A 24,928-nucleotide genomic window follows, 5' to 3' on the forward strand; every position below is an offset into this window, starting at 1 on the left:
GCGTTACGCCCGATCAAAAGAGGCACTGATCACACGTTCTTCAGTCAGTGCGTCACGCGTGATTTCGTCCGTGACCATGCCGCTGCGTAAGACATAGACGCGATCACAGTTGGAAAGTTCGGCAATCTCCGTGGTGTACCAAAGGAATGTACATCCCGCGTTCGCCATCCGGCGAACCAGCCCATAAAGCTCGGCCTTGGTGTTAAAATCAACGCCTCGCATCGGATCGTCGAACAGCACGATATCCGGATCGTCTGCAAGAGCGCGGGCGATAAGCACCTTTTGCTGGTTACCACCCGACAGGGCGCGAATAGGGTGCTTCGCCCGGGGTGTACGTATCGAAAGATCCGCACACCACCGCGCAACCAGCGCCCGCTCACGGCTTAGATTGATCACACCAGCGCGGCTAACGCGGAGCAGGGCGCCAATACTGAGATTGTCCGCGACTGTCCAAAGCGGAAAAACCCCCTCTCCCTGCCGGTCGCCTGCTACATAGGACGCTCTACCGATGACCTTGTGTCCCGGCATCGTTCTCCGAGAGGCGGCGAGGACTTGCAACAACAGCTCTCGCTGACCTTGTCCTGCCAACCCGGCTAGGCCAATGACCTCTCCCTTCGTGGCATGAAGACTTTTTGATGCACCGTTCGCCACAATATCGACGACGCGGTCTCCACGCTTTTTATCCGATGCCACAGTGTCTGCCGCATCCGGAATTTTATTCTCGACCGAACCCATTTTCTCCACGAGAATCGATTCGGATACCGCAGAGCTCATTGGCAGGTTATCGACGATGCGTCCGTCCTGCATGACGACAATATCATCTGTATATTCTAGTACTTCGCGAAGGCGATGCGAAATGAAAAGACAGCTCATTCCCCTGTCACGAATAAGCCGCGTAAACTTCATTAGCTGATCAGCTGCTGTCACATCCAGCGATGACGTCGGTTCGTCAAGAATGACAAGGCGAATTGGTGCGTCTGTCACGGTGAAAGCACGGGCAATCTCTACCATTTGACGGCGGCCAATCGACAGCCTTCCCACCAATTGATTGGCGTCGATATCATGGCCCGGAAAAATGTCGTCCAGAGCGGCACGGATAAGGCTTCTGCTCTTGTTTTGCCACCCTATGCCACGCAATTTCGGATGAATGATTTTTGTATTCTCGTAGACAGTCAGACCGTCACAAAGGGAAAGTTCCTGAAATACGCAACGAATACCGACCGCTCGGGCCTGTCTGGGTCCAAATGGCTCGCTATCACGACTCCGCACTGGAACACTCACTTGACCGGAGCTGGGTTTCATGAGGCCGGCGAGAATGCGGATCAGCGTAGATTTGCCGGCGCCATTATGGCCCAGAATACTGATCATGCGGCCTTGCGCGATACTGAGGGTCGCATCGTTCAGCGCCTTAACCGCTCCAAAATGCTTGGATACGCCGATCATGTCGACGATAGCCGGCGGCGGTTGGGCCGCCGGCGTATTCGGAAAAATTGTTAGCGGCTCGTTCATTTGTTCTGCGTGGGTCCCGGAGAGGGCGGGGGCGCCGTGTTAGCCGCGATCGACTTCAGGAGATCGATCGTCCATTCTTTCGAGTAAACCGGACTGGCGACTGCGCCGACGGGCGTCACTTTAAGCCAGGTCGCCAAGTCGGCCTTGGAGATTTGGAGAAGCGAAACCTTGACGACATTCGGAACCTTGCGGCCTGCCACGATCTGCTGCGCGACCCAGAATGCAATTGAGGATACGCCCGGAACGGAAGAGGAAGCTTCCGTGGCGTAGCCGCCCGGTGTTGCCTTATCAAGCTTTTCCCATAATGCAAGTTCCTCTTGTCTTGTTCCCAGCGTGATCAGAGGAATAGGTCTGCCTGCCGCCTTGAAGGCCTGATAGGTTCCGACCGAATCACCACCCTGCCCGATCACCGCATCGACTTTCGGCAATGACGGCAGAATGCCGGCAACCTCCTTATTAGCAACGCTTTCGGTCCATTGTCCATTGACGGTCCCGACAACTTTTATGCCCGGATTTTCCTTGAACACCTCTTGGGCACCCTGAAATTCATCGACATCAACCTGCGTTCCGGGCATGCCTCTGACAACGAGAACATTACCCTTGCCGTGCAGCTGCTGTACGATGAAGCGTGCCGGAATGCGGCCTGCCTCGACATAGTCGTAGGCGACTTTGTAAGCACAGGGCGCTGTTGCGAGAGAGTCAAAAACAACCACGGTGATGCCTTGCTTGCAGGCATCTTCGATCGAACCGTTGAGGGCTGTGGGAGATGCTGCATCCAGAACGATGGAATTCCAACCCTCAAGGATCAAGTTTTCAATTTGACTTGCTTGCTGCGGAGCTGATGCATCAGCATTGACGATTTTCGTTTTAGCTATGATGTGGCCGTCGATCGCCTGTTGCGCGGCCGCCTGCCAAACTCTTAACATCTGTTGTCGCCAAGTATTGCCCGCATAGGAATTGCTGAGTGCGATTCCCGACTTCGATGTATCTTTCAAAGCAGATGCGTCATCGGCCTTCGCCGCGTGGCATCCCAATGCCATAAGCAACGCTAAAGCACTCGCCGAAGCGAATTTGATCTGTTTCACGCTTTATCCTCCTTTTTTAAGTTTTTTATTAGTTTGTATTTAAATTTTTAACGATAGGCGTATTTTTACTGTAGTTCGGTCAGAAGTTGTTGAATGTAACGGCGGTTTCCCGCTGAGACAGTCAACCCGTCGCCACCATAGTTTTCGCAAAGAAACGCACCGCTAAAACCATGCGCTATCGCGAAGGTTATGGCTTTGCGATAGTCGATGACGCCCGACGGCATGGGGGATGGGCTTGTCAAATAGACACCGGCCTTCGGATCCTCGGCACGGGAATAGTTTTTCACATGCCAGTAATTCGCGAAAGGAAGTGTTTTCAGTGCCATTGACTCCCAAGGTTCTATAACTTCCTGGGCGCGCACCAGATTGCCAAGATCGGGGTTGAACCCGACATTCGGATGATCAATCTCATGCAAAAATTCGACTGCATCGGACGCCTGTCCGAGATAAGTGCCTTCGTATAGCTCCAACGATATCTTCACGCCGACTTCGGCCGCATGCTGCGCCAACTCCCGATAGCGGGCGGCAGCCGTTTTCCAGATTGCACGATCATTTGGGGTCGTTGCGCCAGGCACGGTCCAAAACCAAAGAACCTCGAGCTGCTCCGGCGACAACGGCTCATGCAGTCCGAGGCATACCAAAGGCGACCCGACGGCCGCGGCGGCATCGATCGCCCGGTGCGTCGCCGCCAAATTATCAAGCGCATCTTTGGGGTCGATGATGCTACGACGAACGACGGAAGTTGCACAAATGCTAAGCCCAATTTCCGTCAATACGCTCTTGAGATCTTGATGTTCCCGTGACGTCATCTCTCCAATCGGGAGCCAGGCGCTAGGTATCTCGACGCTCGTAAATCCTTCAGCCGCAATCACACGGAAATCTTGCCGCCAACGATCCGGCCCCGCATCTCTGATTGAGGTTCCGTTCGCCGTCACGGACGGAAATTGCAGCATCGCAGCCCCGATGGGCCAATCCTCGGGCGAGTACGGTAGCGTCAGAGGCAGATCGACCGCTGCGAGCGTGGCCGCCGAGGATGTCCGCAGGCTTTGGCCTGCGGTTGCGATCGATTGCAATGAAGTTTCGTTAGGGGGCATCATTGTCATCAGCCGATCCTCGCCCCGCCATTGATATTATAGGTCGCCCCAGTGATGTAGCCGGCATCGGGACCAATCAGGAATTCGATGAGGGCGGATACTTCATCTACACGCCCCAACCGTCCGACCGGCAACCGGCTGGTAAAATATGGCAGCCGTTCTTCATCGATACGACCGCCCATGATGTCGGTATCGATGATGGCCGGCGCGATCGCATTTGCAGTCACGCCCGTGGATGCGATTTCGATGGCGAGCGCTCTTGTCATGCCCTCGATCCCGGCTTTGGATGCGCCGTAAGCGGCAGCGCTATAGGTGCCGCCACCGCTCTGCGCGGCTGTCGAAGATAGACTCACGATACGTCCTACCCCGCGTTCGATCATACCCGGAACGAAGCGCCGGGTCATCAGGAAGGTACCCGTCAGGTTAACCCGAAGAACACGTTCCCAACGATCCAGAGATGTCTGCAGAAACGGTGTCGGATCGCTGATACCGGCAACATTCACGACAGCAAGAACCGGAGGCAGGTTGCGTTCGAAGTGCCGCGCGGCCTCTTCCACATCCTCTTCCTTGGAAATATCGGCGCGGGCCGTGGAAAGCCGCAGGGCCGCATCGTCGATATCAATCGTGATGTCGCTTGTGTCGGTAGCATCGAGGTCGACAGCGCCCACGTGCCAACCGGCTTTCAACAAGCGACGTGCCAAATCCCGACCGATACCGCGAGCGGACGCGGCTCCTGTCACAATCGCCGTTCTTTCGATAGGGTAATTATACATCGTAAACCTAACTTTTTTTGTCATTCATTGAACGTTGACGTGCGTCTCGCTCCACCACCTCTACCGGATCATTTGGCGGAAGGTCGGCAGAAGATCGCTTGGTGACGTTATCCATGTGAAAATGCATGGCCCTTTCGGCAGCCTCACGGTCACCGGACATGACAGCGTCGAGGATGACTTGATGTTCGGCCAAGGCTTCCATATCGTCGGAAACACCTCTCTCGGCCGATTGGCGAACACGGTGAAGCTGGCCGCACAAAGCATCCGCCATCACGCCAAAAAAGCGGTTCCGCGTGTAGTCAAATATAACCTGATGGAACTCCAAATCGGCTTCCATGACGTTCCAGGCAAGTTTCTCGCGTTCGGCGGCGGCCTCTGTGCCGCCCGCATGAAAAGCCACCACGGCGGCCTTCTGCCGTGCCAGCGCCCCGGCAAGTGCGTCACGGAATGCTGGCCCTCCCTCTCGAGAGGCAAGAGCTATGGAGCCAACCTCGATAAGCCGCCGGGCCTCCATAAGTTCTGCTAATTGATCAGCGTTCATTGGCGGGGCGACGGTATAGCCCTTACGCGATTCGTGAAGTACTAGTCCAGTTCCAGCAAGTCGCGCTAGCGCCTCGCGCACCGGGGTTGGTGAAACGTCAAGACTTTTGGCAAGGAGATCGATGCGTAAGGTCGACCCCCGGCGTAATGTGCCGCGCGCAAGCATCTGTAGAATGGCCCTATAGACCCGCTCGCTCAATCCCTGCGCCTTCTCGAGCGCAACATCTAAGTTAGGAATAGATTCCATTACCTCAATCCGAAAAGTCTTGTTGTCGGTAAGACAATTCGGCCAGAGCTACATGCTAGACAAGTGCTCGTTTGGCGTTCTGCCTAAAATACCGACACATTAGATTTAGCTTGCGGCAGGTTAAATCGCCGCGTTCGTGTAATCGAAATCGAACAATCCGCTCATGCTTTGCAAAGCTCACAAAGCTTCAATACTCTCTCCCCGCTCTCCCTAAGTCTGAAGCCAAAGGTGTTTTCGTCGTTGCTCGATGACTATTGAATATATTTGATATTTATCATCTGTCAACAAACGCCTGGCAATGAGCTTCTTTATATTTTCCCTGCTGCCCGCATTATCTCAGCCCGCCGCCGATAGAGATCAGTCACCTGACTGATACCCATGTGACCGATCGTCACATCCATTTCTGTTGCAAGTAGGTCGATCAGCCGGGTGACGCCGTCTTCACCACCGGCCGCAAGGGCATAGGTATAGGCTCTGCCGAGAAGAACCCCCTTAGCTCCCAAGGCCATGGCTTTGACAATATCTGTCCCACGGCGAATGCCACCGTCGAACAAAATATCCGTCCGTTCGCCGGCCGCCGCGGCTATCTCAGGCAGAATTGATATCGTCGAATGTGTGCCGTCGAGCTGGCGTCCACCATGATTTGAGACAATGATCGCATCCGCTCCTATCTCGGCGCAGCGCACCGCGTCGCGCGCATTTAGAATGCCTTTGATGACAAGCTTGCCTTTCCAGCGGTCGCGAAAGCGCTTAATATCATCCCATGTCATCGCAGCTTCGATTAGATTTCCTAGATTAGCCGCCTGTTCGAGAGCATTCGCGCCATATTCAGGATATTCGGCGAGATTGTTAATCCTCAGCGGCCCGGCACGCATCGCGTGCCAGCACCAGACCGGACGTGTCATCAACGATAAGGCAAGCCGCGGCGTTACCTTCGTCAGGTTACGAAAACCACTCCTTGTATCGCGCTCACGAACACTTTTGACTTGGCTATCGACCGTTATGCACAGTGCTTCCACACCTATGTTTTCGGCGCGCTGTATGAGCTTTTCCGAAAGCGTTCGATCGCGCAAAACATAAAGTTGAAACCAGATTGGACCGTCGGTCGCGGCCCGCAGTTGCTCGAGTGAGATAATACCAAAATTCGATAGGCAATAGGGCATATTAACTGCATGGGCCGCTCGAGCGGCCTGGATTTCTCCCCGTGGCGCCAAAAGACCGCCAAAGCCGATGGGCGCAAGCATGAAAGGCATGCGCCGCTTTATGCCCAGAAACGTCGTCGAGATATCACGATCCGACACGTCAACGAGAACTTGCTGCTCAAAAATCCAGGCATCGAAGTCAGCCATATTCGCGTGCGCCGTGCGTTCACTGAATGCCGCACCATCGATAAAATCGAAGAAGATCTTTGGAAGGCGTCTCTTAGCCAAGTCCCTTGCGTCTTCCCAATTAGCGAAATTCATAGCGAGATCCTAATAGACCGTCATGCAAATGACCCAGTGTCGGAACTACCGACAAGCGTCACCGCGGTAAAACATGCGCTGTCTCAGGAACGGCAGTAATTGGCCGCCCGGACGAAAACCAACTGATAAGATTGTCCACACACAGATCGGCCATTGCGCCGCGTGTGTATTCGGTAGCCGAGCCGACATGAGGTAGAAGCGTGACATTGGGAAGGTCTATCAACGCTTGCGGCACGTTCGGCTCGTCGGCGTACACGTCGAGCCCTGCAGCCGCGATGATACCGCTCTTCAAAGCTTCAATCAGTGCCTCCTGATCAACACTGCTGCCACGCCCGATATTAATAAAAACGCCATTCGGACCTAGCGCGCGAAGCACATCGGCATTAATTGCTTTCGCCGTGGCCACGCCGCCAGGCACGACAGAGATGAGCGTGTCAACGTTCTCCGCAAGCTCGAGCAAATTTGTATAATAAGGATAAGGAGCATCGGGCACCGCATTGCGGTTGCAGTACGATACCGGGAGACCCAAAGCCTCGACGCGGTGCGCGACTGCTAACCCTACACGCCCGAGGCCAAATATACCCACGCGCCGACCACGAAGAGTCATTTTGGTAAGGGGATAAGGGCCCTTTGCCACCCAATGACCTGACCTTAGCCAATTCTCTGCACGGGGCAGTTCACGGATAGCATTCAGAAGCAGACCCAAGGCCAAGTCGGCGACATCCTCGGTCAATACGCCAGGTGTATTTGTCACCATAATGCCCGCCTCCGCTGCGTGGCGCACATCGACGCTGTCGTAGCCAACACCAAAGTGGGCGATAATCTCGAGACTAGGAAAGGCATCCATCATGGCAGCATTAACAGGAATAATAGCGGCGATGCCCCTGATGCGCTGCGCAAGATCCCTCGGCACGACGGAAGTCACCAAGTCCTGCGTCTTGACGAGCGTAAACTGCGTATCAATCCGTGACAGGGCCTGTTCATTTAACGGACCCGGCACAAGGATCGCGATGGTTTTGCTATGTTCAGTCATTAAAAATCCGCAGAAAAGTTCGTGGTTTTTGACGTTAGCGGGCAGATTACTAAATTTATCGGTGGCAAAATATTGGCGCCCACCGTCCAGCTGCACCCTTAGGTCGCGGCCTGAAAGGGCAGCGAGCCTAAAAGCTATTGACTGGTTTGGATGAGCGGACTCACAGCTTGCAACCTGGTCTTCATTTTAGGAAATCAAATATATTCGATTTTCGATCCCGTCAACGGTTGATCCATTGGGTCTCTGAGGTTAAGGCGATAAAAAACTTGTGGGAGAGAATTTTTGGGAAGCGCGCCCCTCACATTAGGCGTGTCGCAGAGAGCCTCCAAGGCAGACAGCAAGTGCTGCCGTTGCCCTTGCCCGGGCATCATTCCTAACCCCGGAAATGGTAGGGCGTGTGATCTTCCAACCTCAATGGCCGGATCGGGACGCCGTTTCCTGGCCTGGACGCCAGCCAACAGGCGATTGAGCAAGACGACCGAAAAAAAGCTCTCGGTCTGTTGATTTCCGCTGAGATCTGGGCTCTTCCGCATAAAACGTGCAGTTAGAGATTGTACTGAGCTCTTCGATTTGGCACATCATTGGGATTCACACTGTTTTCGGATCCCGCGCGCTTTGTCTTTGTCTCGCCCTCTCCAAATCCCGAATGGCTTGGCGCTTTGCCGAGTGATATCTAACCCGGATAGCCTGGTAATCGAGGTTAAGCCCAAGGCTATATCGGCATGCTGTCCAGACTGTGGTTATTCATGGCAGCAGGTTCACAGTCGTTATCACCGAAGACTTGCTGATTTGCCCTGGCAAGGACGGCCGTGCACCTTACTTGTCTCAGCGCGACGCTTTCGGTGCCCAGAGCGGGCTTGCGCGCGTCGAACGTTTGCGGAGCCCCTCGATGGGTCGGCGATCCATCGTGGCAGGCATACGAGCCGCCTTGTCGATCTTCAGCGATATATCGCTTTTGCTCTTGGCGGCTCCGCGGGCGCGAGGATGGCTGAACGCATCTCCTGCCCGGTCAGTGCAGACACATTGGGCCGAAGAATTCTCGATACCGGCGTCGACCCAGAAAAACGCGCTTGTCCACGCGTCCTCGGAGTCGACGATTGGGCCTGGCGCCGCGGGCGCCGCTACGGCACCATCCTCGTCGATCTTGAACAAAACAAGGTGATCGATCTCCTGCCTGATCGGCAATCTGAGACCTTGGCATGCTGGCTGCGCGATCATCCCGGAGTAGAGATCGTCGCGCGCGATCGAGCTGGCGCCTATGCTGATGGTATTCGCCAAGGCGCCCCAAGCGCAATTCAGGTATCAGATCGCTGGCATCTTCTTCGCAATCTTTCAGATGCGTTTCTCGCTGTTATTGATCGGCATAGTGCCGTTGCTAAACGAATTGCGGCTGAACTTTACCGGCGCCCTCAGCCGAAGGCCACCCTGAGGCATGGTGCCAGACGAGTTGGCAGACCACGAACTCTGTCACAACCAGCTGTAGCAGCCGCCGTCATCCGCAGAGGCGAGATCTTTGAGGATGTTAAGGCCCTTAAAGACAGCGGCATATCGCATCAGGAAATCGGCCGCCGTCTTGGAATGGAGCGAAAGAGGGTTCGACGTTGGCTGCAGAGAGGGCATGCCCCAAATTGGACCCACGCGCAAAGATCCAGCATCGTCGATGACCACGCTGAGTATCTTCACAGGCGAATGGCAGAAGGATGCAGAAATGTTTCCCAGCTTTGGCGTGAGTTGGTGACCTTTGGTTTTGAAGGAAAGCGCAGTGTCGTCTACCAGTGGCTCGAAAAGCCCCGTTCTCTGGAAAATGAATATGATGATACGTCCCGCGCGCCTGTGCCGCTGGGGAGAAGATTGGCGCGCCTGCTTTTAACATCACCCACCCGCCAGTCCATCACGGAGCGCGAGTTTATCGCCAGGCTCCTCTCCGTTGAACCTGCCCTTGCGAAGGCTTCCCGGTGGGTCAAGGCTATGGACCTGCTTCTGCGCAAAAATGCGGTGTTGGTGTTGGACCACTTCTCGGCTCTTCCGCATAAAGCGTGCAGATTGAGTGGCTAATGCGCATGCAGGATCCGAGCGCGGAGAAGTTGAAAACCTGCCCGGCCATACATGGTGCGCTTGATCATCTTGAGTTTGCTGATCTGCCCTTCGACCGGGCTGGTGGTCCAAGATGTTGCAAGCGCATTCTTGACGGCACTGAGGTCACGCTGAAGCCCAATTGCAAACTTCGCGAGCGGTGTTTGCGCGCCAATATCAAGCAGATCATCGATGCTTGCCTTCGTCTTTCCGGTTGGAGGTCTCCGACGCCCGCGTTGGTGAGCCAGTTGTCCCGGACCCTTCGGAGACTCAGCGTATGGAGAAGGATGTGCTTCTCAAGATCGCGAAGCCGGTGGAGAGGCAGGCGGTCAAGCAAGGCCGGACTGCAAACAGGCAGTCTTTCCTCTGACAGGAACGGACGCCCTAAAAAACCGTAAAAAGTATCTGAGCCGCCCCGAATAATGACGTCATGGGCGTCCGGCAAAGCTTCCTAAGGCTCGTTGGAGGTCTCCAGCCTCAATTTGACGCTCAAATGCTGTTCATGAAATTTGGCGAGCTTCGGCGATAACCACCGCAGGGCGAATGTCGCGACTGCATTGACCCGCAATACCGTATGGTCTGCCAACCCATATTTCGTCGTCGCCGAGACGATGATTTCGAGCGCAGGTCCAGTCTCGCCCAGATAGGCCTGAGCTGCCCGCGTCACCGCAACGCGCCGGTGGTGTCGCGCGAACAAAGGGGCACGCAGCCAGCCCTCAAAAAGGCGGGCATGCTACACTATCCACTTACATAACTTCGAGACGAAATCTATAAATTATTCATGTTGAAGGCCGCAAACAACATATGCGGCCTTCAAAAATATTTTTAATGGTTTGCTTGCACCCTCAGATGCTGTTTGCCCACATTTTGCGGAAAACTCGTTTCATTCGAAGCAACGCCGAACCTTGTTCAAATCGCCGCCGGATGGTCTGGACGCTCTAGTCTCAGATGATCGCGCAGAGTCGTGCCCTTGTATTCGGCGCGAAACAACCCCCGTTGCACTAGAATAGGGACAACCGAAGAGAGAAACACGTCCATTGGAGCAGGGTAATGCGTGGATTGGATAATGAAGCCATCCGCAGCACCGCTGTCGAACCAAATTTGCAGATCATCTGCGATCATCTCCGCCGTGCCACAGATTACGCGATGGCCCGAACTGGCGGCCGTAAAATCCCTCAATTCACGCAGGGTCATCCGGCTGCGGCGCGCGACGGCGGCGAGCGTCACAGCATGGCCCTGCATCATATCTGAGGGCGGCAATTCGGGCACCGGCCCGTCCAGCGGGAAATTGGAAAGGTCCTGGCCCATGCGATCCGACAAGACTTTCATAGCGGCCACAGGATCGGCTAGTTCCGCTAACTCCGTGATCCGGGCCTTAGCCTCCGCCAGCGTGTCACCTATGACCGGGCAAACTCCCGGCATCACCTTTATAGCGTCCTCGTTTCGGCCAGCCAGCACCGCACGGCGGCGCAAATCGGTACGGAAGGCCACTGCCTCTTCAAGGTCCTGCTGCACAGTGAAAACCACTTCAGCAGTTGCTGCGGCAAGGTCACGCCCCGCTTCCGAGGCGCCCGCTTGGAAGATTACGGGATACCCCTGGGGCGGACGAGTGATGTTGAGCGGCCCTTTTACCTTGTAGAAAGGCCCTTCATGGTTCAACACGTGCATCTTGTTGGGGTCCACGTAGGTCCCATTCGCCTTGTCGCCACGCAGCGCGTCATCTTCCCAGCTATCCCAAAGCCCTTTCATGACACTGAGATATTCCGCCGCCATCGCGTAACGCTCCGCATGGGGTGGGTGCTTTTCACGGCTGAAATTCGGCGCCGCATCCGGGCTCGATCCAGTGACCACATTCCAGCCTGCGCGGCCCTGGCTGATATGATCCAGCGAAGCCAGCATCCGCGCGAGGTTGTAAGGTTCGGTGTAAGTGGTGGAGACAGTGGCCGCGAGGCCGATACGCCGTGTGCAGGTGGCGAGCGCCGATAGCAGGGTCAATGGCTCGAGCCGCAGCATCATGCCCGGATGGGCGTTCAGCCCTGTATTCACAGCATCCGCGAAAAATAGCAGGTCAAGCTTGGCTTTTTCCGCGCTTTCGGCAATGCGCCTTAGCAGAGCAAAATTCTCCGATCCGAATTCTGCGTCTGGCATGCGCCAGCCCGCGACATGATTACCCGCCCCCATCACGATGAGGCCCAAATGCATCTGACGCTGTTCAGCCATTAGATCACTCCGTCCACCAGCAAATTGGAGGTGGTGCAGAACTCGAGCTGAGGGCTGCGCGCCGCGAGTAGCCCCAAAGCGCGGTCCTGAATCTCAGGGTTCTTGGCTGCACAGGCGTCGGTGATAACGCGCACATGCGCGCCATCGTCTACTGCCCCCAAGGCTGTGCCCAACACACAGCAGTCAGTCGAGACACCGCAAATATAGACGCTCGGATTGGGGCCGAGCTTGTTTTGCATTTCAGTATTCCATTTAGAAAACTGATGACTTGCGATGCTGGGGCGCTCCTGCCAGCGGGGCAGCAGCGCCCAAAGCCAATCATGCCGCTCTTCCAGAGCGAAAGGCCACTTAGCGTAGTAAGGCGCCCAGCTTCCCGGCTGGGTCACGGGCGGGACAAAGCGGGTAAAGACCACGCGGCTGCCGAACAACGGCCGGATAAGGTCAATCCGATCAGCCGTCGCATCCAGCCCCGGCGTGCACCAGGGGCTATCCGGATGCCCGAAAGCGGGCTGCATATCGACAATAATCAGCCAAGGTCTGGCGGTAGAAAGTTCCGTCATTCTTCCCTCAGGCGTCATCAATTATGCATCCGGGCGCAATGTGCGCGACAAAAAGGCGCGCACGCGCGCATCCTGCGGATTACTCAGAACAGCGGCAGCAGGCCCACACTCTGCAATTTGCCCGTCGACCATAACCGCGACGCGATCGGCGACCTCACGTGCGAATTGCACCTCATGGGTCACGATCATCATCGTCATGCCGCCTTTGGCCAGATCCCGAATGACGTGCAAAACTTCCCCCACCAGATGCGGGTCAAGCGCAGATGTCGGCTCATCAAAAAGCATAAGCTTCGGCCGCATCGCGAGCGAACGGGCAATGGCGATGCGCTGCTGCTGGCCGCCCGATAGCTGCTTGGGGAAGGCATGCTCCTTCTCAGACAGTCCGACCTTACGCAGCAGGTCGCGCGCATGGGCGATGGCCTCGGCGCGCCCCTGTCCACGCACGCGAATGGGCGCGCCGATAATATTCTCGAGCACGGTCATATGGGGAAACAGATTGAAGCTCTGAAACACCATGCCAATCTCGGCGCGCTGGCGACTGAGCACTCGCTCGCCCAACCGGAAATACTGGTCGCCCCGCTTCTCACAGCCGATGAGCAGGTCATCGACATGAATCAGCCCGCGGTCGTAGGTCTCGAGCGCGTTAACGCAGCGGAGAAGAGTGCTTTTGCCCGCGCCCGATGGCCCGAGTAATGCCGTGACGGAGCCGCGCGCGACGGTGAGCGAGACACCTTTTAGAATGGCGTTCACCCCTCGGCTCAACCACAGATCGTCAATACGCACCATGGGCCGGTCGGCGTTCATCGTGCACCCTCGCCTGCCGTCGTCCCAAAGGCATAGTATCGCTCGATGAAGGACTGAGCGATCGAGAGCAGGCCGACGAGGAGCAGATACCAGAGAGCCGCGACGATCAGCAGAGGAATGGTCTGAAAATTGCTCGCATAGATATTCTCGACTGACTGCATAAGTTCGCCGAGGCCCACGACACTCGCAAGCGAAGTGTATTTCAGCATGCCGATGATTTGGTTGCCGGTCGGCGGCACGATGGCGCGCATGGCCTGCGGCAAAATCACCACGCGGAACGTCTGCGCCGGGCGGTAGCCGAGCGCCTTCGACGCTTCCGACTGGCCGCGATCAACCGACAGCAGGCCCGCACGCACGATCTCGGCCATATAGGCGGCCTCGTTTAGCCCGAGCCCGAGAAGGGCGGCGGTGAATGAGGAGATCGCGGCGGTCGCCGAGATCGCGAATAGCTTCGGCCCACCGAAGGGAATGCCAAAGGAAATCTGCGGAAAAAGCGAGGCCAAGTTATACCAAAAAACAAGCTGGACCAGAACCGGAGTGCCGCGAAAGAACCAGATATAAGCGCGTGCGCAGAGCGGAAGCATTGGCCCCGGCGAGAAGCGCACCAGCGCCAGCACACCGCCGCAAATGATCCCGATTGCCATGACCAGCACGGTCAATGCCAGCGTCATCCCGACGCCCACCAGGATGGTGGGCTCAAAAAGGTAATGCCATACCACGGTCCATTGAAACCCGTGATTGGTTAATACCTGGTAGATCATCCAGGCGATGATGACGCCGATAAGCGGCAGGCCGATCCAGCGGCTGGGCTGCCGCCGCGGGAGAATGACAGCCCCCGCCGATTGCGCGCTCATACGCCACTCGGGTCAAATGTCACGGCTGCGCAGGTGCACGCAGCTGGGCCTTACTGATGGCCCCCTCCGGCACGCCGAAATCGGCCATGATCTTCCGGTAGCTGCCATCGTCCATCGCACTTTCTATCGCCAAGGTCAGGGCTTTTTCCAGGGCAGCGTTGCCCTTGCTTACCACGATTCCAGCCATCGAAAGATTACCCGCGAGCGTGCCGGAGGCCATGGCCAGCTTGTCGCTGCTCTGCACGATGTATACGCCCACGGCCCGCGCAGTCAGAAAGCCGTCACCACGCCCGTTGGACAAGGCGAGGTAGGTCACGGCGCTGTCGGGAAAATAGATCAATGCGATCGGCGCATGACCAGCCGCCGCGCATTGCGCCGACAGCTGTTTGGCCATGTCGACCTGCGCGCTGCCCTGCGTGATGACCAGCGACTTGCCGCACAGATTGTTGATGTCGAGCGCAGGCGCACCTTTGCGGATCATCAGACCATAGGCGCTGTCGAAATAGGGAACGAGATCCACGACTTGCAACCGAGCAGCCGTCACGCCGATCTGATCGACGCCGATATCGAATCGTCCGGTAACGACCCCCGGCACGATCGCCGGGAATTTCAGGTCATTGAACTGCGCTTGCAAGCCAAGCTTCTCAGCAAGAAGCTTAATGAGCCGAATATCGATGCCTTCAGGCTTGCCGTCCTTCAGATAATCAAAGGGCGGCCATTGCAAGGAGGTTGCAACCTTTAATACGCCTGCGGCACGAATATCTGCAGGCAAAGCAGCTTTAGCCTGATCGACCACAATGTTACTCTGGGCGAACGCGGGCTTCATTGCCATCAAGGCAGTGAGCCCCACGATACCAGCAATTGTCGCAGTCCGTATCGTGGGCCGCCGCATGATCTTCATTAGCTCACTAATTCCAAGCTGAGGGTTTTGAATGGCCCACTGAAAACACAGTGGCTGCGTTGGTTATTACTATCGGCAATGCCGCTCGACGCTGGCGCAGCGATGCTAGACGACAAATCAATAGGCGAGTCTTTTTGAGTATAAATGAATTCAATGGCCGATTGGTAGGGCTTGTCAATATAGATGGGAGATTTTGCTTACATTTTGCGCATGCGCGGAGTTTGACTCCAATCCCCAATTGGCCACGATCAGCCATACTGCGGAAAGCCGCTCCCTGCCCGGCAATCGTCATCTCTTATTTTGCGTCCTACGCGTAACACTGCCATGTTGGTCGGGTAGGTTCAGCCTTTTTAAAAAGGCATTCCTCGCTTCGCCGACTAAATGGTGCCGAATCATATCGGTGAGCAGAGTGAGACAGGCAGGAGCACCTCCCGCTCACTCTGCTCACCTAGGGAGCTACGCTTTCCGATAGCTATAATTGGCGTCGATTCGCTCCATCAGATATTCGCCATAGCGTACTGGCGGGAACTGTGCAGGATTTTCCGCCGACCGGCAGGTATCAAGGCAGGAAATGACTTTGTCACATGAAGGGTCATAGAAATATGGGATCGAATAGCGCTCGTTACCAGATCGGTTGATCACACGATGCGGCGTGGACCGCCAGAGGCCATTCGTCCAACGCGAGCCCATGTCACCAATATTAACGACGAAGGCGCCTTCTATGGGTGTGGCGTCAATCCAATCTTCTGAATTGCCGCTGCGGACCTGCAACCCGCCGTTCTGGTCCTGCGCCAAAATGGTAATGAAGCCATAATCGGTGTGCGGCGCCGAGCCATACTGCTTCTCGCCGGCGTCCGCAGGGCTTGGTGGATAATGCAGCATGCGCAGGAAGGTCGTGGGCCTGCGGAAATAATCGTCCAGCCCCTCGGGTGCGAGGCCAAGAGCCACGGCGATCATCCGCGTCATGCGCTGCCCCAATTGCCGAAGCGCAGTATCATAACCGCCCACCACAGTCAGGAATTCGACAGGCTCGGCGGGCCATTGGTTGGGCCCGTCTAGAGGCTCCTGCTCGTCACCAGAAGCTACTTCATGCATGAGCATGAAGGATTCACTCAGGTTCGGTTTGGTGGCGGTTTCGATGCTCGATGTAATAATTTTTGAGGATGCCATCGCCATATAGCCGCGATGGGCTTTGTTAATGGCGATCTGCTGCTTTTCCTCAAGCGGGCGGTCATGGAAGGCGGCATTCATGGCGAAAGCCTGGCGCATCAGTTCGAGGGAAATGCCGTGGTTGACGATGTAGCAGAAGCCGTAGGTGCGGCAGGCATCGCCGAACGCTTGCGCCAGAGGGGTGAGGCGCGCGGCGTCACCGCTGTCGGCCGCCTCGGCGAGACCCGAGAGGTCAACAATCGGAAGAGATTTTAGGCTCATCTCAGCGCACTCCTTCAGCGTCAAACAGATATTGTGCACGGCCCCAAACTGAGTCGGCCACGGCCTGCGCCTCGTCGAACAGTTCCTCTTCGTCAAAGCGCGTGAGCTGACCGCCGTCGACGAGCAGTTCACCATCGACAAAGACATGCGTTACGTCGCCACCATTGGCATTGTAGACGAGGTTGGAGACGAGGTTGTTGGTCCGCAGCGGTTGCAGCCAGGACCGGCGCAGATTGACAAGGATCACGTCGGCCTTCTTGCCGGCTTCCAGCGAGCCAATCTCGTCACCCATACCCAGGCAATGCGCGCCACCCCAGGTAGCCATGCGTAGCACGTCCGCCGCGTCCCGGATGAAGGTATTGCCGAAAACCACGCGCGGCAGAATGATCGCCGACCGCATGACCATGAACATGTCGTTGGACAACCAGTCACTGCCAAGCGACACGCCCATGTCTGATTTGTAGACCTTCTCCATGGGCGGGTAGTAGCCACGCTTGCCGACCAGGAAGGCAGTATGGGACATGCAGGACCGGGTATCAGACATGATGCCGATATCCTCATCATCCATGTAAACGCAGTGGGCCCCGATGAAATTCGGCCCCAGCATGCCGAGCTCTTGCAGCAGCGGGATGGACTTTTTGCCCCAGGTCGCCTGCATGAATTCTGCCTCACCCGGCACGGCGCAGAGATGCGTGTGGATGCCCACATTGTGCTTGCGCGCGAGCTCACCCAAGCGCGCCATCGTCTCCGGTCGGAGACGGTCCGGCCCATCGGGGGAGACGCGGCAAGTGATGCGGCCGTTCGCCTTGCCCTGCCAGTTCTCGAACAGCTCTTGCGCTTCATCGAACCCTTCTTCGACCAAGCGCTGGTCCCACTCGCGCTCCATGCGACCGAAGCCAATGCGGGAACTATCCACCTCACGGATTTCGGCTGCCACCACGCCGCGCAGCCCAACGTTCTCGACTATGCGGGCCGATTGCGGCTGATGCCACCAGCATTCGTTGATCGTCGTCGTGCCGGTCTTCAGCATCTCGACCCCATGCACCATGCCGGGCAGCAGGACATCCTCCTTGCGGATGACATTCTCATGCATGCCGAGGGCGATCCGGAACGGGCCGCCGAATGTCGGCACGTCCTCGGTCATGCCCTTGGTCAGCGCGCCCGCAAGATGAGTATGCGTATTGACGAATCCCGGCAGAATGGCATGACCCTTCGCATTGATTACACAATCGGCGCCCTCCTTGTGCGGCTCCAGATCTGCCGCGCTGCCGGCCGCAACGATCCGGTCATTCTCGATGACCAGCGCACCGTCGGTGATCACGTCGGTGCTGCCACCTGCCATCCCAATCAGATAGCCGCCATGGATATAGGTTTTCATATTCCGTCCCGATCCAAAAAATTGACTTGCCACGCGGGGCCAAGTGTCATCGTGGTAGGCGTTCTTCCAATGCGCGCGCCTGCGCGTGCAGAATGTCGAGATGGGCGGGCTGCCCATTTTCCAGGATGCGGCTGTGCAGCCCGGAAATGCTGATCGCCGCGATGCAGCGGTGGTTGTGGTCGTAGAGGGCAACCGCGAGGCTCGCGACACCTTCAACCACATCATCAACGCCCAATTCCCAGCCTCGCGCGCGCACCGTTTCCAGCATCGCGCGCAGCGCCGTGGGTTCGGTCGGGGTGCGCTCCGTCAATTGCGGCAACTGACTGGCGAGCAACGCCTCGCGCTGCTCTTCAGGCAAATAGGCCATGAGCACGCGCGGGCCGGCCCCAGCATTGAGCGCGATCCGGCCACCCACCGACCAGTAGCGGATCTGGATGGCGACATCGCCGTCCACGCGACCGATGCAGAGGGCACCACCGTCGTGGGGAATGGCTAGGAAGGTCGTGGCCCCGGTCGCCTGCGCTATCTGTGCCAAAACCGGCTGCGCACGCAGGCGCAGGTCGCTATAGGGTGTCGCCCCCGCCGCCAGTTCCAATACGCCGATGTCCAGCGCATAATCGCGGGAGGCAGGATCCTGCTCCACCAGCCGCTCCGCCATCAGGGCGCGGAGCAGCCGCAGGGTGGTCGCCTTATCCAGACCCGTTCGGCTCGCGACCTCACCGAGCGAAAGCCAGCCGGATGTGCCGAAGGCCCGCAGCACGGCGATGGCGCGGCTCACGGTCCGAACCGACCCTTCCGCCTCGCTCATGACAAGCGCACTCCACCCTCAAGGAACAAAGCATGCAGCTGCTCGCGGTTCAATTCCTGCGCTGCCTGTTCCAGCGCCACCCGCCCGCGCACCATGACACAGACACGGTCGGCCAAGCTGAGGCCTGCCTGCAGATTTTGCTCGACCAGAAGCACAGGAATGCGCGTCTCAACCCGGATCTGCCGGATGGCATCGAACACCGCGGTGATCATAGCCGGCGAAAGGTCGCTGCTGGGCTCGTCCAGCAGCAACATACGCGGACGCAGCAGCAGGGTGAGGCCGATGGAAAGCATCCGCCGTTCACCGCCGCTGAGATCTCCTGCCCTCTCCCTCCGCCGCTCGCGCAGGCGCGGGAACAGGTCAAAGACCTGCTCCATGTCACGGGTTAGGCCTGCCGCATGCAGGAAACCGCCCATGCGCAGATTGTCGTTGACGCTGAGATCGGCGAAGACGTTGCGCGTCTGCGGTACATAGCCCATGCCGGCCTCCGCCCGCCGGTGCGGCGATAGCACCGAAATGTCACACTCGCCCAGCATGATGCGACCAGCGGAAAGCCGCGTCAGGCCGATGGCGGTTTTCAGAACGGTGGACTTGCCTGAGCCGTTCGCGCCCAGCACGACCAGAACCTCGTCCGGTCCCATCGCGAGGCTTGCCTCATCCAGCACCGTGATCGGACCATAGCCGGCCGTCACGCTTTCAAATCGCAAGGCTGCGGTCATGCCGGCTCTCCGAGATAGGAGCGCATAACGCGCTCATCCCGGCGGATCGCATCGGGATCGCCTTCGGCAATGACGGCGCCGGAATCAAGCACCACCACGCGATCGCACACACCGCAGACCATTTCCATATTATGCTCGACAAGAAGGATGATGCGACCCTCGGCGCGCAACTCCTTGAGCAAGTTGATCTGGCGCTCGATCAGCACGGGGTTCACGCCGGCGGCGGGCTCATCCAGCAGCAACACGCGCGGATGCCCCATCAATAGCATGCCGAGGGAGAGCAGCTTCTGCTGCCCGCCCGACAGCATGCCGGCATAGTCATTCGCCTTGTGGCTGAGGTCGAGCCGCCGCAGCACGGAGCGCGCCTCGTCCTGGATGTCTGCTTCGCGCCGCCGCACGGTGGCCGGTTGCAAAAAAAGCGAGCGCAGCCGCTCGCCCGCCTGCGGTCGCGCGCCGATCATGATGTTCTGGAATACCGTCAGCCGGTGGGCCAGGCGCGGTGTCTGGAAGCTGCGCCCAATGCCGTGGGCAGCCACGCGCTCCGGCAGGCCGAGCGGCACTAAGGTGCCGTCCAGCCGCACTTCTCCGCTGGCCACCGCCTGCACGCCGGCGATGACGTTGAGGAAGGTAGATTTGCCCGAGCCATTCGGCCCGATCAGCCCCAGGATGCTGCCCGGCGCGGCCTGGAGCGAGACGCTGCGCAGCGCCTGGAAGCGGCCGTAGGAGACGGAGAGATCACAGACGGTCAGCATCGTATCGCAGCTTCCGTTCCGGGATGAGGCCCTGCGGCCGGTAGAGAAAAACCAAGATCAGCACCAGCCCGTAGGCGCCAAGCCGCAGATTGGCGACGAGATCCGAGGGCAGACCGCTCCATTGCGCGACAAAGCGCGTCGAAACGCTCGTCAATTGCACGATCACCGTACCGAGCAGCACGCCCGTGATGGTGCTGGGGCCGCCGAGCACGACGGCTGTCCAGATCACGAAGGTTTCGAGGACCGTGAAGCTGGAAGGGGAGATGTAACCCGTGACATGGGCATAGAGCACGCCTGCCGCCGCTGCCATGACCCAGGAGGCGGCAGTCACCATGCGCTGCAGGCGGAAGGGATTGCGCCCCAAGGTCGCTGCAAGAACTTCATCCTCACGCAACACCCGCAGCATCCGCCCCAGGGGCGAGGCGCCGACGCGGCGCGCAAAGAGCAAAGTCACCAACAGCAGGGTAAGCGCCAGCACCATGGCGAGATCGGCATTCTGGAAGCGATAGACCGACGTTCCCTCATCGCCGCCGGCGATCACCGGTACGTTGAGCATCGTGAGGCGGAAGATCTCACCAGCGCCGAGGGTGACGAGCGCCCAATAATCCTGTGCGAGGCGGCTCGCCGGCAGAATAACGAGCAGACCAAGAAGCGGCGCGAGAGTTACGCCAATACCCGCCCCGGCCCAGGCCGGCAGGCCGTGCGCCGCGGCAAAAGCCGTGCCGTATGCACCCACAGCAAAAGGCAGAACCTGGCCAAAATTAACAAGTCCGGTCAAGCCGAACTGCAAATGCAGGCTGATGGCGAGCACCGACCAAACGGCAATAATGGTGATGGAGAATACGGCGAAATCGATCATACCGCTCTCACACCGCGCGCCGTCTGCGCGCCAGATAGGGGCGCAGCAGCAAGATGATCACCATGGCGCCGACCGCGATGAAATCGCGGAACTGCGTCGGTACTGACCAGGAATTGGCGGAAAACCAGGAACCAAAATCGACACCGATGAGAAGGTTCTGCGCGAGCGACAGGCCCAACGCTCCGAGCGCGGCGCCAAAGACATTGCTTAGGCCGCCGAGCGTGACCGAGGCGAAGACCGGCAATAGGATGATGAGGTCCATGTTGGGTGCCAACTGCGATTCAAGCGCGAAGAGCGAGCCCCCGATGGCGGCATAGGCGCCGCAGATGAACCACATCAGTGATACCATCCGCCGCGCCGGAATGCCGCGCGTCGCAGCGAGATCGGCATTGCTCGCGAGCGCGCGGAGCGCCGTGCCGAGACGGGTGCTATACAGAAGAAAATGGAGCAGAATCATCGCGAGGATCGCAACCACAACGACCACGACATCAAGCGACGTGAAGAAGGCATCGCCGATCTGGAGAGAGGCCGGTTCCAACCCGAAGACGCGCGATGAACTGCCGAAGATGGCGCCCATGGTTGATCGCAGCAGCAAGGCGACCCCCCAAGAGACAATCATTTTGCCCTCGGGCGTAACGTCGCGCAACCGCGAGAAAACTAAGGCATCCACCGTAACCGCTATTCCACCCGTCAACACGGCCGCGAGAATCACCGCCAGCACGAGAGGACAATGCAAAAACTGGTTGAGCGTGAACGCGAGATAGGCACCGACGACGGCAAATTGAATGTGAGCGAAATTGGCGAAGCGAAGCACAGAATAGGATAGCGCTACCCCGACCGCTATAATCCCGATTTCGCCCGAATAGATCAGCGTATTGATCAGAATTTGCAGCATGGGCCGTCAACCGGCTGGCGGTGCAGGACCGCCAGCCTTTTCGTCCAGCATGAGGGCGGCCAAGCTCACGGAGCCGGCGCGGGCTGCAGCGCGCCATTCCTGAAGACAAAATAATCCATCGGCGGGTTGATGCGCTGTCCACGCGCGTCCCAATCAATCGAACCGGTCGCACCCTGATAGCCCTTCACCGCTTCCGGCAGGCCCTTCTTGATGTCGGCAGCGGTCGTGCCTTCCTTTTCTATGGCAAGGCCGAGCAGCGTCATCGCGTCATAGGCGTAGTAGTAGTTGGGGCGCGGTGCAGCACCATATTGCTTTGTCGCCTGCAATGACAGCGTCTTGGCCAAGGGGGAATCAAGGCCGCCATTGTCCAAACCCATCAGGCGGCCTTCCATCCACTTCGGGTCTTCTACCGCGAATATTGACGGATAGGCGACATACCAGGGCGCGTTGATTCCCAGCTCACGTGCGGCGCGGAAAACGGTGCGGGTGTCGTCGCCGTATCCCGCGCCAATGATGGCATCGGGCTTCAGCCGCTGCACTGCTTGCAGGTCCGCGCGATAATCCGGCTGGCCTTCACTATAGGCAATTTCCTTGAGCACCTTGCCGCCATGCGCGGTGAAGGCCGCCGCAGCCTTGTCCATCAGGCCGGTGCCGAAGGTATTGTTGGGCACGATGAAGACGGCAGTATGCACACCTTCCTTGGCGACATAGTCGCCGAGCTGCGCGCCCACAATGTCGTCCAGCGGTAGCGTGCTGTAGAGCGTGCCGGGATAGTCGCCGAGCTTGGCTGAGCTTGCGGAGGTGTTGAGCACGATCTTGCCTGCGGGCTGGGCCATTTCCGCGATGGGCAAGGTCACGCTGCTGCCGCCGAAGACGAGAACGGCACTCACCTTGTTAACGTCAAAGAGTTTCGTCGCGGCCTCGATACCGGCGGCGGGACGATATTCGGAATCCTCGACGATGACCTTGATCTTATCGCCCTTGATCCCGCCACTAGCGTTAATTTTGTCAGCCGCTGCCTGGGCACCGTGCACCATATCGAGACTGGATTGCACGTCCGTGCCGGTCAGGTTCGCAATGACGCCAACTGGTATGGCATCCTCGGCTGCCTGACCGGTCTCGCCCCAACCGGCGCTTAACAGCACGACGGCGCAAGCCGCCAGCAAGGATTTGCGCATAGGCCAGTCCTCTCCAGTTAGGAATGCTCAAAAATTAAACAAAATGGACCGCGAAAGCGGGTTGCGCAGAGAATTTGCCAATGCTTTCATCATGTCAATCTATAAAATGCATTTCATCTGGTGAAATAGAAAGGATTGGCCTCATGGCTGCTCGCAAACTGATCATCGACACAGATCCCGGCCAGGATGATGCGTTCGCGATCCTTATGGCGCTTGGCGCGCGCGAGGCTCTCGAAGTGTTGGGGATCACTACCTGCGCCGGGAATATTCCTCTGGCCCTGACGCAGCGGAATGCGCGGCAGGTGCTGGAACTCGCAGGGCGGCCAGATATCCCTGTTTTCGCCGGTTGCCCACGCCCGATGGTCAAGGCGCTAGAAACGGCAGAGCGCGTGCATGGGGACAGCGGGCTGGACGGGTGCGACCTGCCACAGCCCACGATGCCGCTCCAGAGTGAGCACGCGGTGGCATGGATGATCCGCACTCTCATGGCCGCGGCAGAGGGCGAAATCACGGTCTGCACACTCGGGCCGATGACCAATCTTGCGGTGGCAATGGTCATGGAACCGCGCATCGTGCCACGCATCCGCGAAGTCGTGTTGATGGGCGGAGGCTTCTTCGAGGGAGGCAACACGACCCCTGCCGCCGAGTTCAACATCTACGTCGATCCGCACGCTGCCCATACGGTCTTCACCTCTGGCGTGCCGCTTACTATGGTCCCGATCGACTGCACCTATCAGGCAAAAATGACACCTGAATGGCTTAGCGAATTGCGCGGCTTAGGCACGCAGACGGCAGTTCAGGCCGCTGGCATGGCCGAATTCTACCAGCGATACGGCAATGAAAAATTCGGAGTCACAGACTACTGCCTGCACGACCCCTGTGTGATCGGTTATTTGCTCGCGCCTCACCTTTTTGAGGGTCGGGATTGCCATGTCGCAATCGAGCTTCAATCGCCGAAGACCATTGGCATGACGATCGTTGACTGGTGGAACGTGACCAAACTTGCACCCAATTGCCGAGTACTTAAAAAACTCGACAATTCGGCCTTTTATGAATTGATGCTCGAAAAGATCTCGTGTTTGCCATGACAACGTTACTACAAGCGACTGGCCTTCTGATTGTACGATTTCACATTTCAGGGGCTCTGTCTGGTTCTCGGTGCAGGACGAGACGGGAACGGGCAAAAAACGTCGTCGAACTCAGGGGAGACGAGGATGCGAGCATTAATCGCCGTCGGGCCCAACATCTGCGTGATAAGTGCTGAGCGAAGAGACGAAGGGTGGCTTATTGTCGCGTCGGGCCCTGGGCACGGCCCTTGTCCATCCTGCGCTTGCCACTCGAGTGCCCGACACAGCACCTACTGGCGAAACCTGCGCGATCTTCCGCTTCAGGGAAGTCCGGTCATGGTTCGCCTCCGGCTCGCACGTCTGCGATGCCGCGAACCCACCTGCGACCAACAGATTTTTGCCGAGCGGCTGCCGGGCGTGATCACGCCCCTCCTGAGGCGCACGTGCCGGGTCGTTGACCTTATGCAGGCAGTCGGGCACGTGGCTGGAGGCAAGCCTGCTGAGCGGCTCTTGTCACGCCTTGGTCTTCCAGCCAGTGACGACACCGTCTTGCGCCACGTCAAGCACCGGGCCCGTGTGAATGCTATCAGGGCGCCACTGAGGGTCGTGGGAGTCGACGACTGGTCATGGACCAAGGGTCAAAGCTACGGGACGATCATGGTGGATCTTGAGCGGCGGCGCGTTG

Annotated in this window: 23 protein-coding genes and 3 pseudogenes; 4 read left to right on the forward strand and 22 right to left on the reverse strand. The window is 58.0% G+C overall.

Annotation, left to right across the window (positions count from 1 at the left end; translation table 11 throughout):
* Nucleotides 1-3: 3 nt before the first annotated feature.
* The 7 genes from ASILVAE211_RS22895 to ASILVAE211_RS22925 form a co-directional block, all read right to left on the reverse strand.
* The gene (locus tag ASILVAE211_RS22895; RefSeq protein WP_227323688.1) at nucleotides 4-1,509 is read right to left on the reverse strand and encodes a sugar ABC transporter ATP-binding protein; all 1,506 of its coding nucleotides are present in this window, start codon (nucleotides 1,507-1,509) and stop codon (nucleotides 4-6) included.
* Complete coding sequence (locus tag ASILVAE211_RS22900) at nucleotides 1,506-2,594, reverse strand: ABC transporter substrate-binding protein (protein WP_227323689.1); 1,089 nt, start codon at nucleotides 2,592-2,594, stop codon at nucleotides 1,506-1,508. Before ASILVAE211_RS22900 ends, ASILVAE211_RS22895 begins: the two co-directional genes overlap by 4 nt.
* Nucleotides 2,595-2,659: 65 nt before the next feature.
* Nucleotides 2,660-3,697: a sugar phosphate isomerase/epimerase family protein gene (locus ASILVAE211_RS22905; protein WP_227323690.1), complete on the reverse strand. Its 1,038-nt coding sequence runs from the start codon at nucleotides 3,695-3,697 to the stop codon at nucleotides 2,660-2,662.
* Nucleotides 3,697-4,485 (reverse strand): SDR family NAD(P)-dependent oxidoreductase, encoded by a 789-nt coding sequence (locus ASILVAE211_RS22910; protein WP_319799631.1) that lies wholly within the window; start codon nucleotides 4,483-4,485, stop codon nucleotides 3,697-3,699. The genes ASILVAE211_RS22905 and ASILVAE211_RS22910 overlap by 1 nt, the downstream gene beginning before the upstream one ends.
* Nucleotides 4,469-5,248 carry a GntR family transcriptional regulator gene (locus tag ASILVAE211_RS22915; protein WP_227323691.1) on the reverse strand — a complete coding sequence of 260 codons (780 nt, stop codon included), beginning with the start codon at nucleotides 5,246-5,248 and terminating at the stop codon, nucleotides 4,469-4,471. The genes ASILVAE211_RS22910 and ASILVAE211_RS22915 overlap by 17 nt, the downstream gene beginning before the upstream one ends.
* A 308-nt stretch (nucleotides 5,249-5,556) precedes the next feature.
* Nucleotides 5,557-6,711, reverse strand: coding sequence for an alpha-hydroxy acid oxidase (locus ASILVAE211_RS22920; protein WP_227323692.1), 1,155 nt, complete (start codon nucleotides 6,709-6,711; stop codon nucleotides 5,557-5,559).
* A gap of 58 nt (nucleotides 6,712-6,769) precedes the next feature.
* Nucleotides 6,770-7,840 (reverse strand): 2-hydroxyacid dehydrogenase, encoded by a 1,071-nt coding sequence (locus ASILVAE211_RS22925; protein ID WP_227323693.1) that lies wholly within the window; start codon nucleotides 7,838-7,840, stop codon nucleotides 6,770-6,772.
* A 570-nt stretch (nucleotides 7,841-8,410) separates the two neighbouring features.
* On the opposite strand from ASILVAE211_RS22925, the gene ASILVAE211_RS22930 reads away from it, so the two are divergent.
* A complete protein-coding gene (locus tag ASILVAE211_RS22930) occupies nucleotides 8,411-9,799 on the forward strand; it encodes an ISL3 family transposase (protein ID WP_227323694.1) in 1,389 nt (462 codons plus the stop codon).
* Here ASILVAE211_RS22930 and ASILVAE211_RS22935 read toward each other — a convergent pair.
* The 15 genes and pseudogenes from ASILVAE211_RS22935 to ASILVAE211_RS23005 form a co-directional block, all read right to left on the reverse strand.
* Nucleotides 9,796-9,975, reverse strand: a pseudogene (locus ASILVAE211_RS22935) (ISL3 family transposase); the annotation flags it as partial. The gene ASILVAE211_RS22930 and the pseudogene ASILVAE211_RS22935 overlap by 4 nt on opposite strands.
* Before the next feature lie 293 nt (nucleotides 9,976-10,268).
* The gene (locus tag ASILVAE211_RS22940; protein WP_227323695.1) at nucleotides 10,269-10,484 is read right to left on the reverse strand and encodes a LysR family transcriptional regulator; all 216 of its coding nucleotides are present in this window, start codon (nucleotides 10,482-10,484) and stop codon (nucleotides 10,269-10,271) included.
* Nucleotides 10,485-10,726: 242 nt separating this feature from the next.
* Complete coding sequence (locus tag ASILVAE211_RS22945) at nucleotides 10,727-12,037, reverse strand: LLM class flavin-dependent oxidoreductase (protein ID WP_227323696.1); 1,311 nt, start codon at nucleotides 12,035-12,037, stop codon at nucleotides 10,727-10,729.
* Nucleotides 12,037-12,615 (reverse strand): cysteine hydrolase family protein, encoded by a 579-nt coding sequence (locus ASILVAE211_RS22950; RefSeq protein ID WP_227323712.1) that lies wholly within the window; start codon nucleotides 12,613-12,615, stop codon nucleotides 12,037-12,039. Before ASILVAE211_RS22950 ends, ASILVAE211_RS22945 begins: the two co-directional genes overlap by 1 nt.
* 3 nt (nucleotides 12,616-12,618) lie before the next feature.
* The gene (locus tag ASILVAE211_RS22955; protein ID WP_319799632.1) at nucleotides 12,619-13,401 is read right to left on the reverse strand and encodes an amino acid ABC transporter ATP-binding protein; all 783 of its coding nucleotides are present in this window, start codon (nucleotides 13,399-13,401) and stop codon (nucleotides 12,619-12,621) included.
* Nucleotides 13,398-14,255, reverse strand: a complete 858-nt coding sequence (locus ASILVAE211_RS22960; protein ID WP_227323697.1) for an amino acid ABC transporter permease — start codon at nucleotides 14,253-14,255, stop codon at nucleotides 13,398-13,400. The genes ASILVAE211_RS22955 and ASILVAE211_RS22960 overlap by 4 nt, the downstream gene beginning before the upstream one ends.
* 19 nt (nucleotides 14,256-14,274) lie before the next feature.
* Entirely contained in the window at nucleotides 14,275-15,156 is an 882-nt protein-coding gene (locus ASILVAE211_RS22965; RefSeq protein WP_227323698.1) for a transporter substrate-binding domain-containing protein, read from the reverse strand.
* Between the two features lie 456 nt (nucleotides 15,157-15,612).
* Nucleotides 15,613-16,587, reverse strand: a complete 975-nt coding sequence (locus tag ASILVAE211_RS22970) for an isopenicillin N synthase family dioxygenase (protein WP_227323699.1) — start codon at nucleotides 16,585-16,587, stop codon at nucleotides 15,613-15,615.
* A 1-nt stretch (nucleotide 16,588) separates the two neighbouring features.
* Entirely contained in the window at nucleotides 16,589-17,965 is a 1,377-nt protein-coding gene (locus tag ASILVAE211_RS22975; protein WP_227323700.1) for an amidohydrolase family protein, read from the reverse strand.
* Nucleotides 17,966-18,011: 46 nt separating this feature from the next.
* Complete coding sequence (locus ASILVAE211_RS22980) at nucleotides 18,012-18,773, reverse strand: IclR family transcriptional regulator (RefSeq protein ID WP_227323701.1); 762 nt, start codon at nucleotides 18,771-18,773, stop codon at nucleotides 18,012-18,014.
* Entirely contained in the window at nucleotides 18,770-19,492 is a 723-nt protein-coding gene (locus ASILVAE211_RS22985; protein WP_227323702.1) for an ABC transporter ATP-binding protein, read from the reverse strand. Before ASILVAE211_RS22985 ends, ASILVAE211_RS22980 begins: the two co-directional genes overlap by 4 nt.
* A complete protein-coding gene (locus ASILVAE211_RS22990; protein WP_227323703.1) occupies nucleotides 19,489-20,244 on the reverse strand; it encodes an ABC transporter ATP-binding protein in 756 nt (251 codons plus the stop codon). The genes ASILVAE211_RS22985 and ASILVAE211_RS22990 overlap by 4 nt, the downstream gene beginning before the upstream one ends.
* A complete protein-coding gene (locus tag ASILVAE211_RS22995) occupies nucleotides 20,228-21,103 on the reverse strand; it encodes a branched-chain amino acid ABC transporter permease (RefSeq protein WP_227323704.1) in 876 nt (291 codons plus the stop codon). Before ASILVAE211_RS22995 ends, ASILVAE211_RS22990 begins: the two co-directional genes overlap by 17 nt.
* A 7-nt stretch (nucleotides 21,104-21,110) precedes the next feature.
* Nucleotides 21,111-21,998 carry a branched-chain amino acid ABC transporter permease gene (locus ASILVAE211_RS23000; protein WP_227323705.1) on the reverse strand — a complete coding sequence of 296 codons (888 nt, stop codon included), beginning with the start codon at nucleotides 21,996-21,998 and terminating at the stop codon, nucleotides 21,111-21,113.
* 65 nt (nucleotides 21,999-22,063) lie between these two features.
* The gene (locus tag ASILVAE211_RS23005) at nucleotides 22,064-23,176 is read right to left on the reverse strand and encodes an ABC transporter substrate-binding protein (RefSeq protein WP_227323706.1); all 1,113 of its coding nucleotides are present in this window, start codon (nucleotides 23,174-23,176) and stop codon (nucleotides 22,064-22,066) included.
* Between the two features lie 143 nt (nucleotides 23,177-23,319).
* Here ASILVAE211_RS23005 and ASILVAE211_RS23010 point away from each other — a divergent pair, with 143 nt between their 5' ends.
* The 3 genes and pseudogenes from ASILVAE211_RS23010 to ASILVAE211_RS26185 all read left to right on the forward strand — a co-directional run.
* Nucleotides 23,320-24,264, forward strand: a complete 945-nt coding sequence (locus tag ASILVAE211_RS23010; protein ID WP_227323707.1) for a nucleoside hydrolase — start codon at nucleotides 23,320-23,322, stop codon at nucleotides 24,262-24,264.
* A gap of 126 nt (nucleotides 24,265-24,390) precedes the next feature.
* Nucleotides 24,391-24,567 (forward strand): annotated as a pseudogene (locus ASILVAE211_RS26565) (hypothetical protein); the annotation flags it as partial.
* Nucleotides 24,568-24,579: 12 nt separating this feature from the next.
* Nucleotides 24,580-24,928 (forward strand): annotated as a pseudogene (locus ASILVAE211_RS26185) (hypothetical protein); the annotation flags it as partial.

The sequence above is a fragment of the Acidisoma silvae genome (genome assembly GCF_020618775.1).
Classification (GTDB): domain Bacteria; phylum Pseudomonadota; class Alphaproteobacteria; order Acetobacterales; family Acetobacteraceae; genus Acidisoma; species Acidisoma silvae.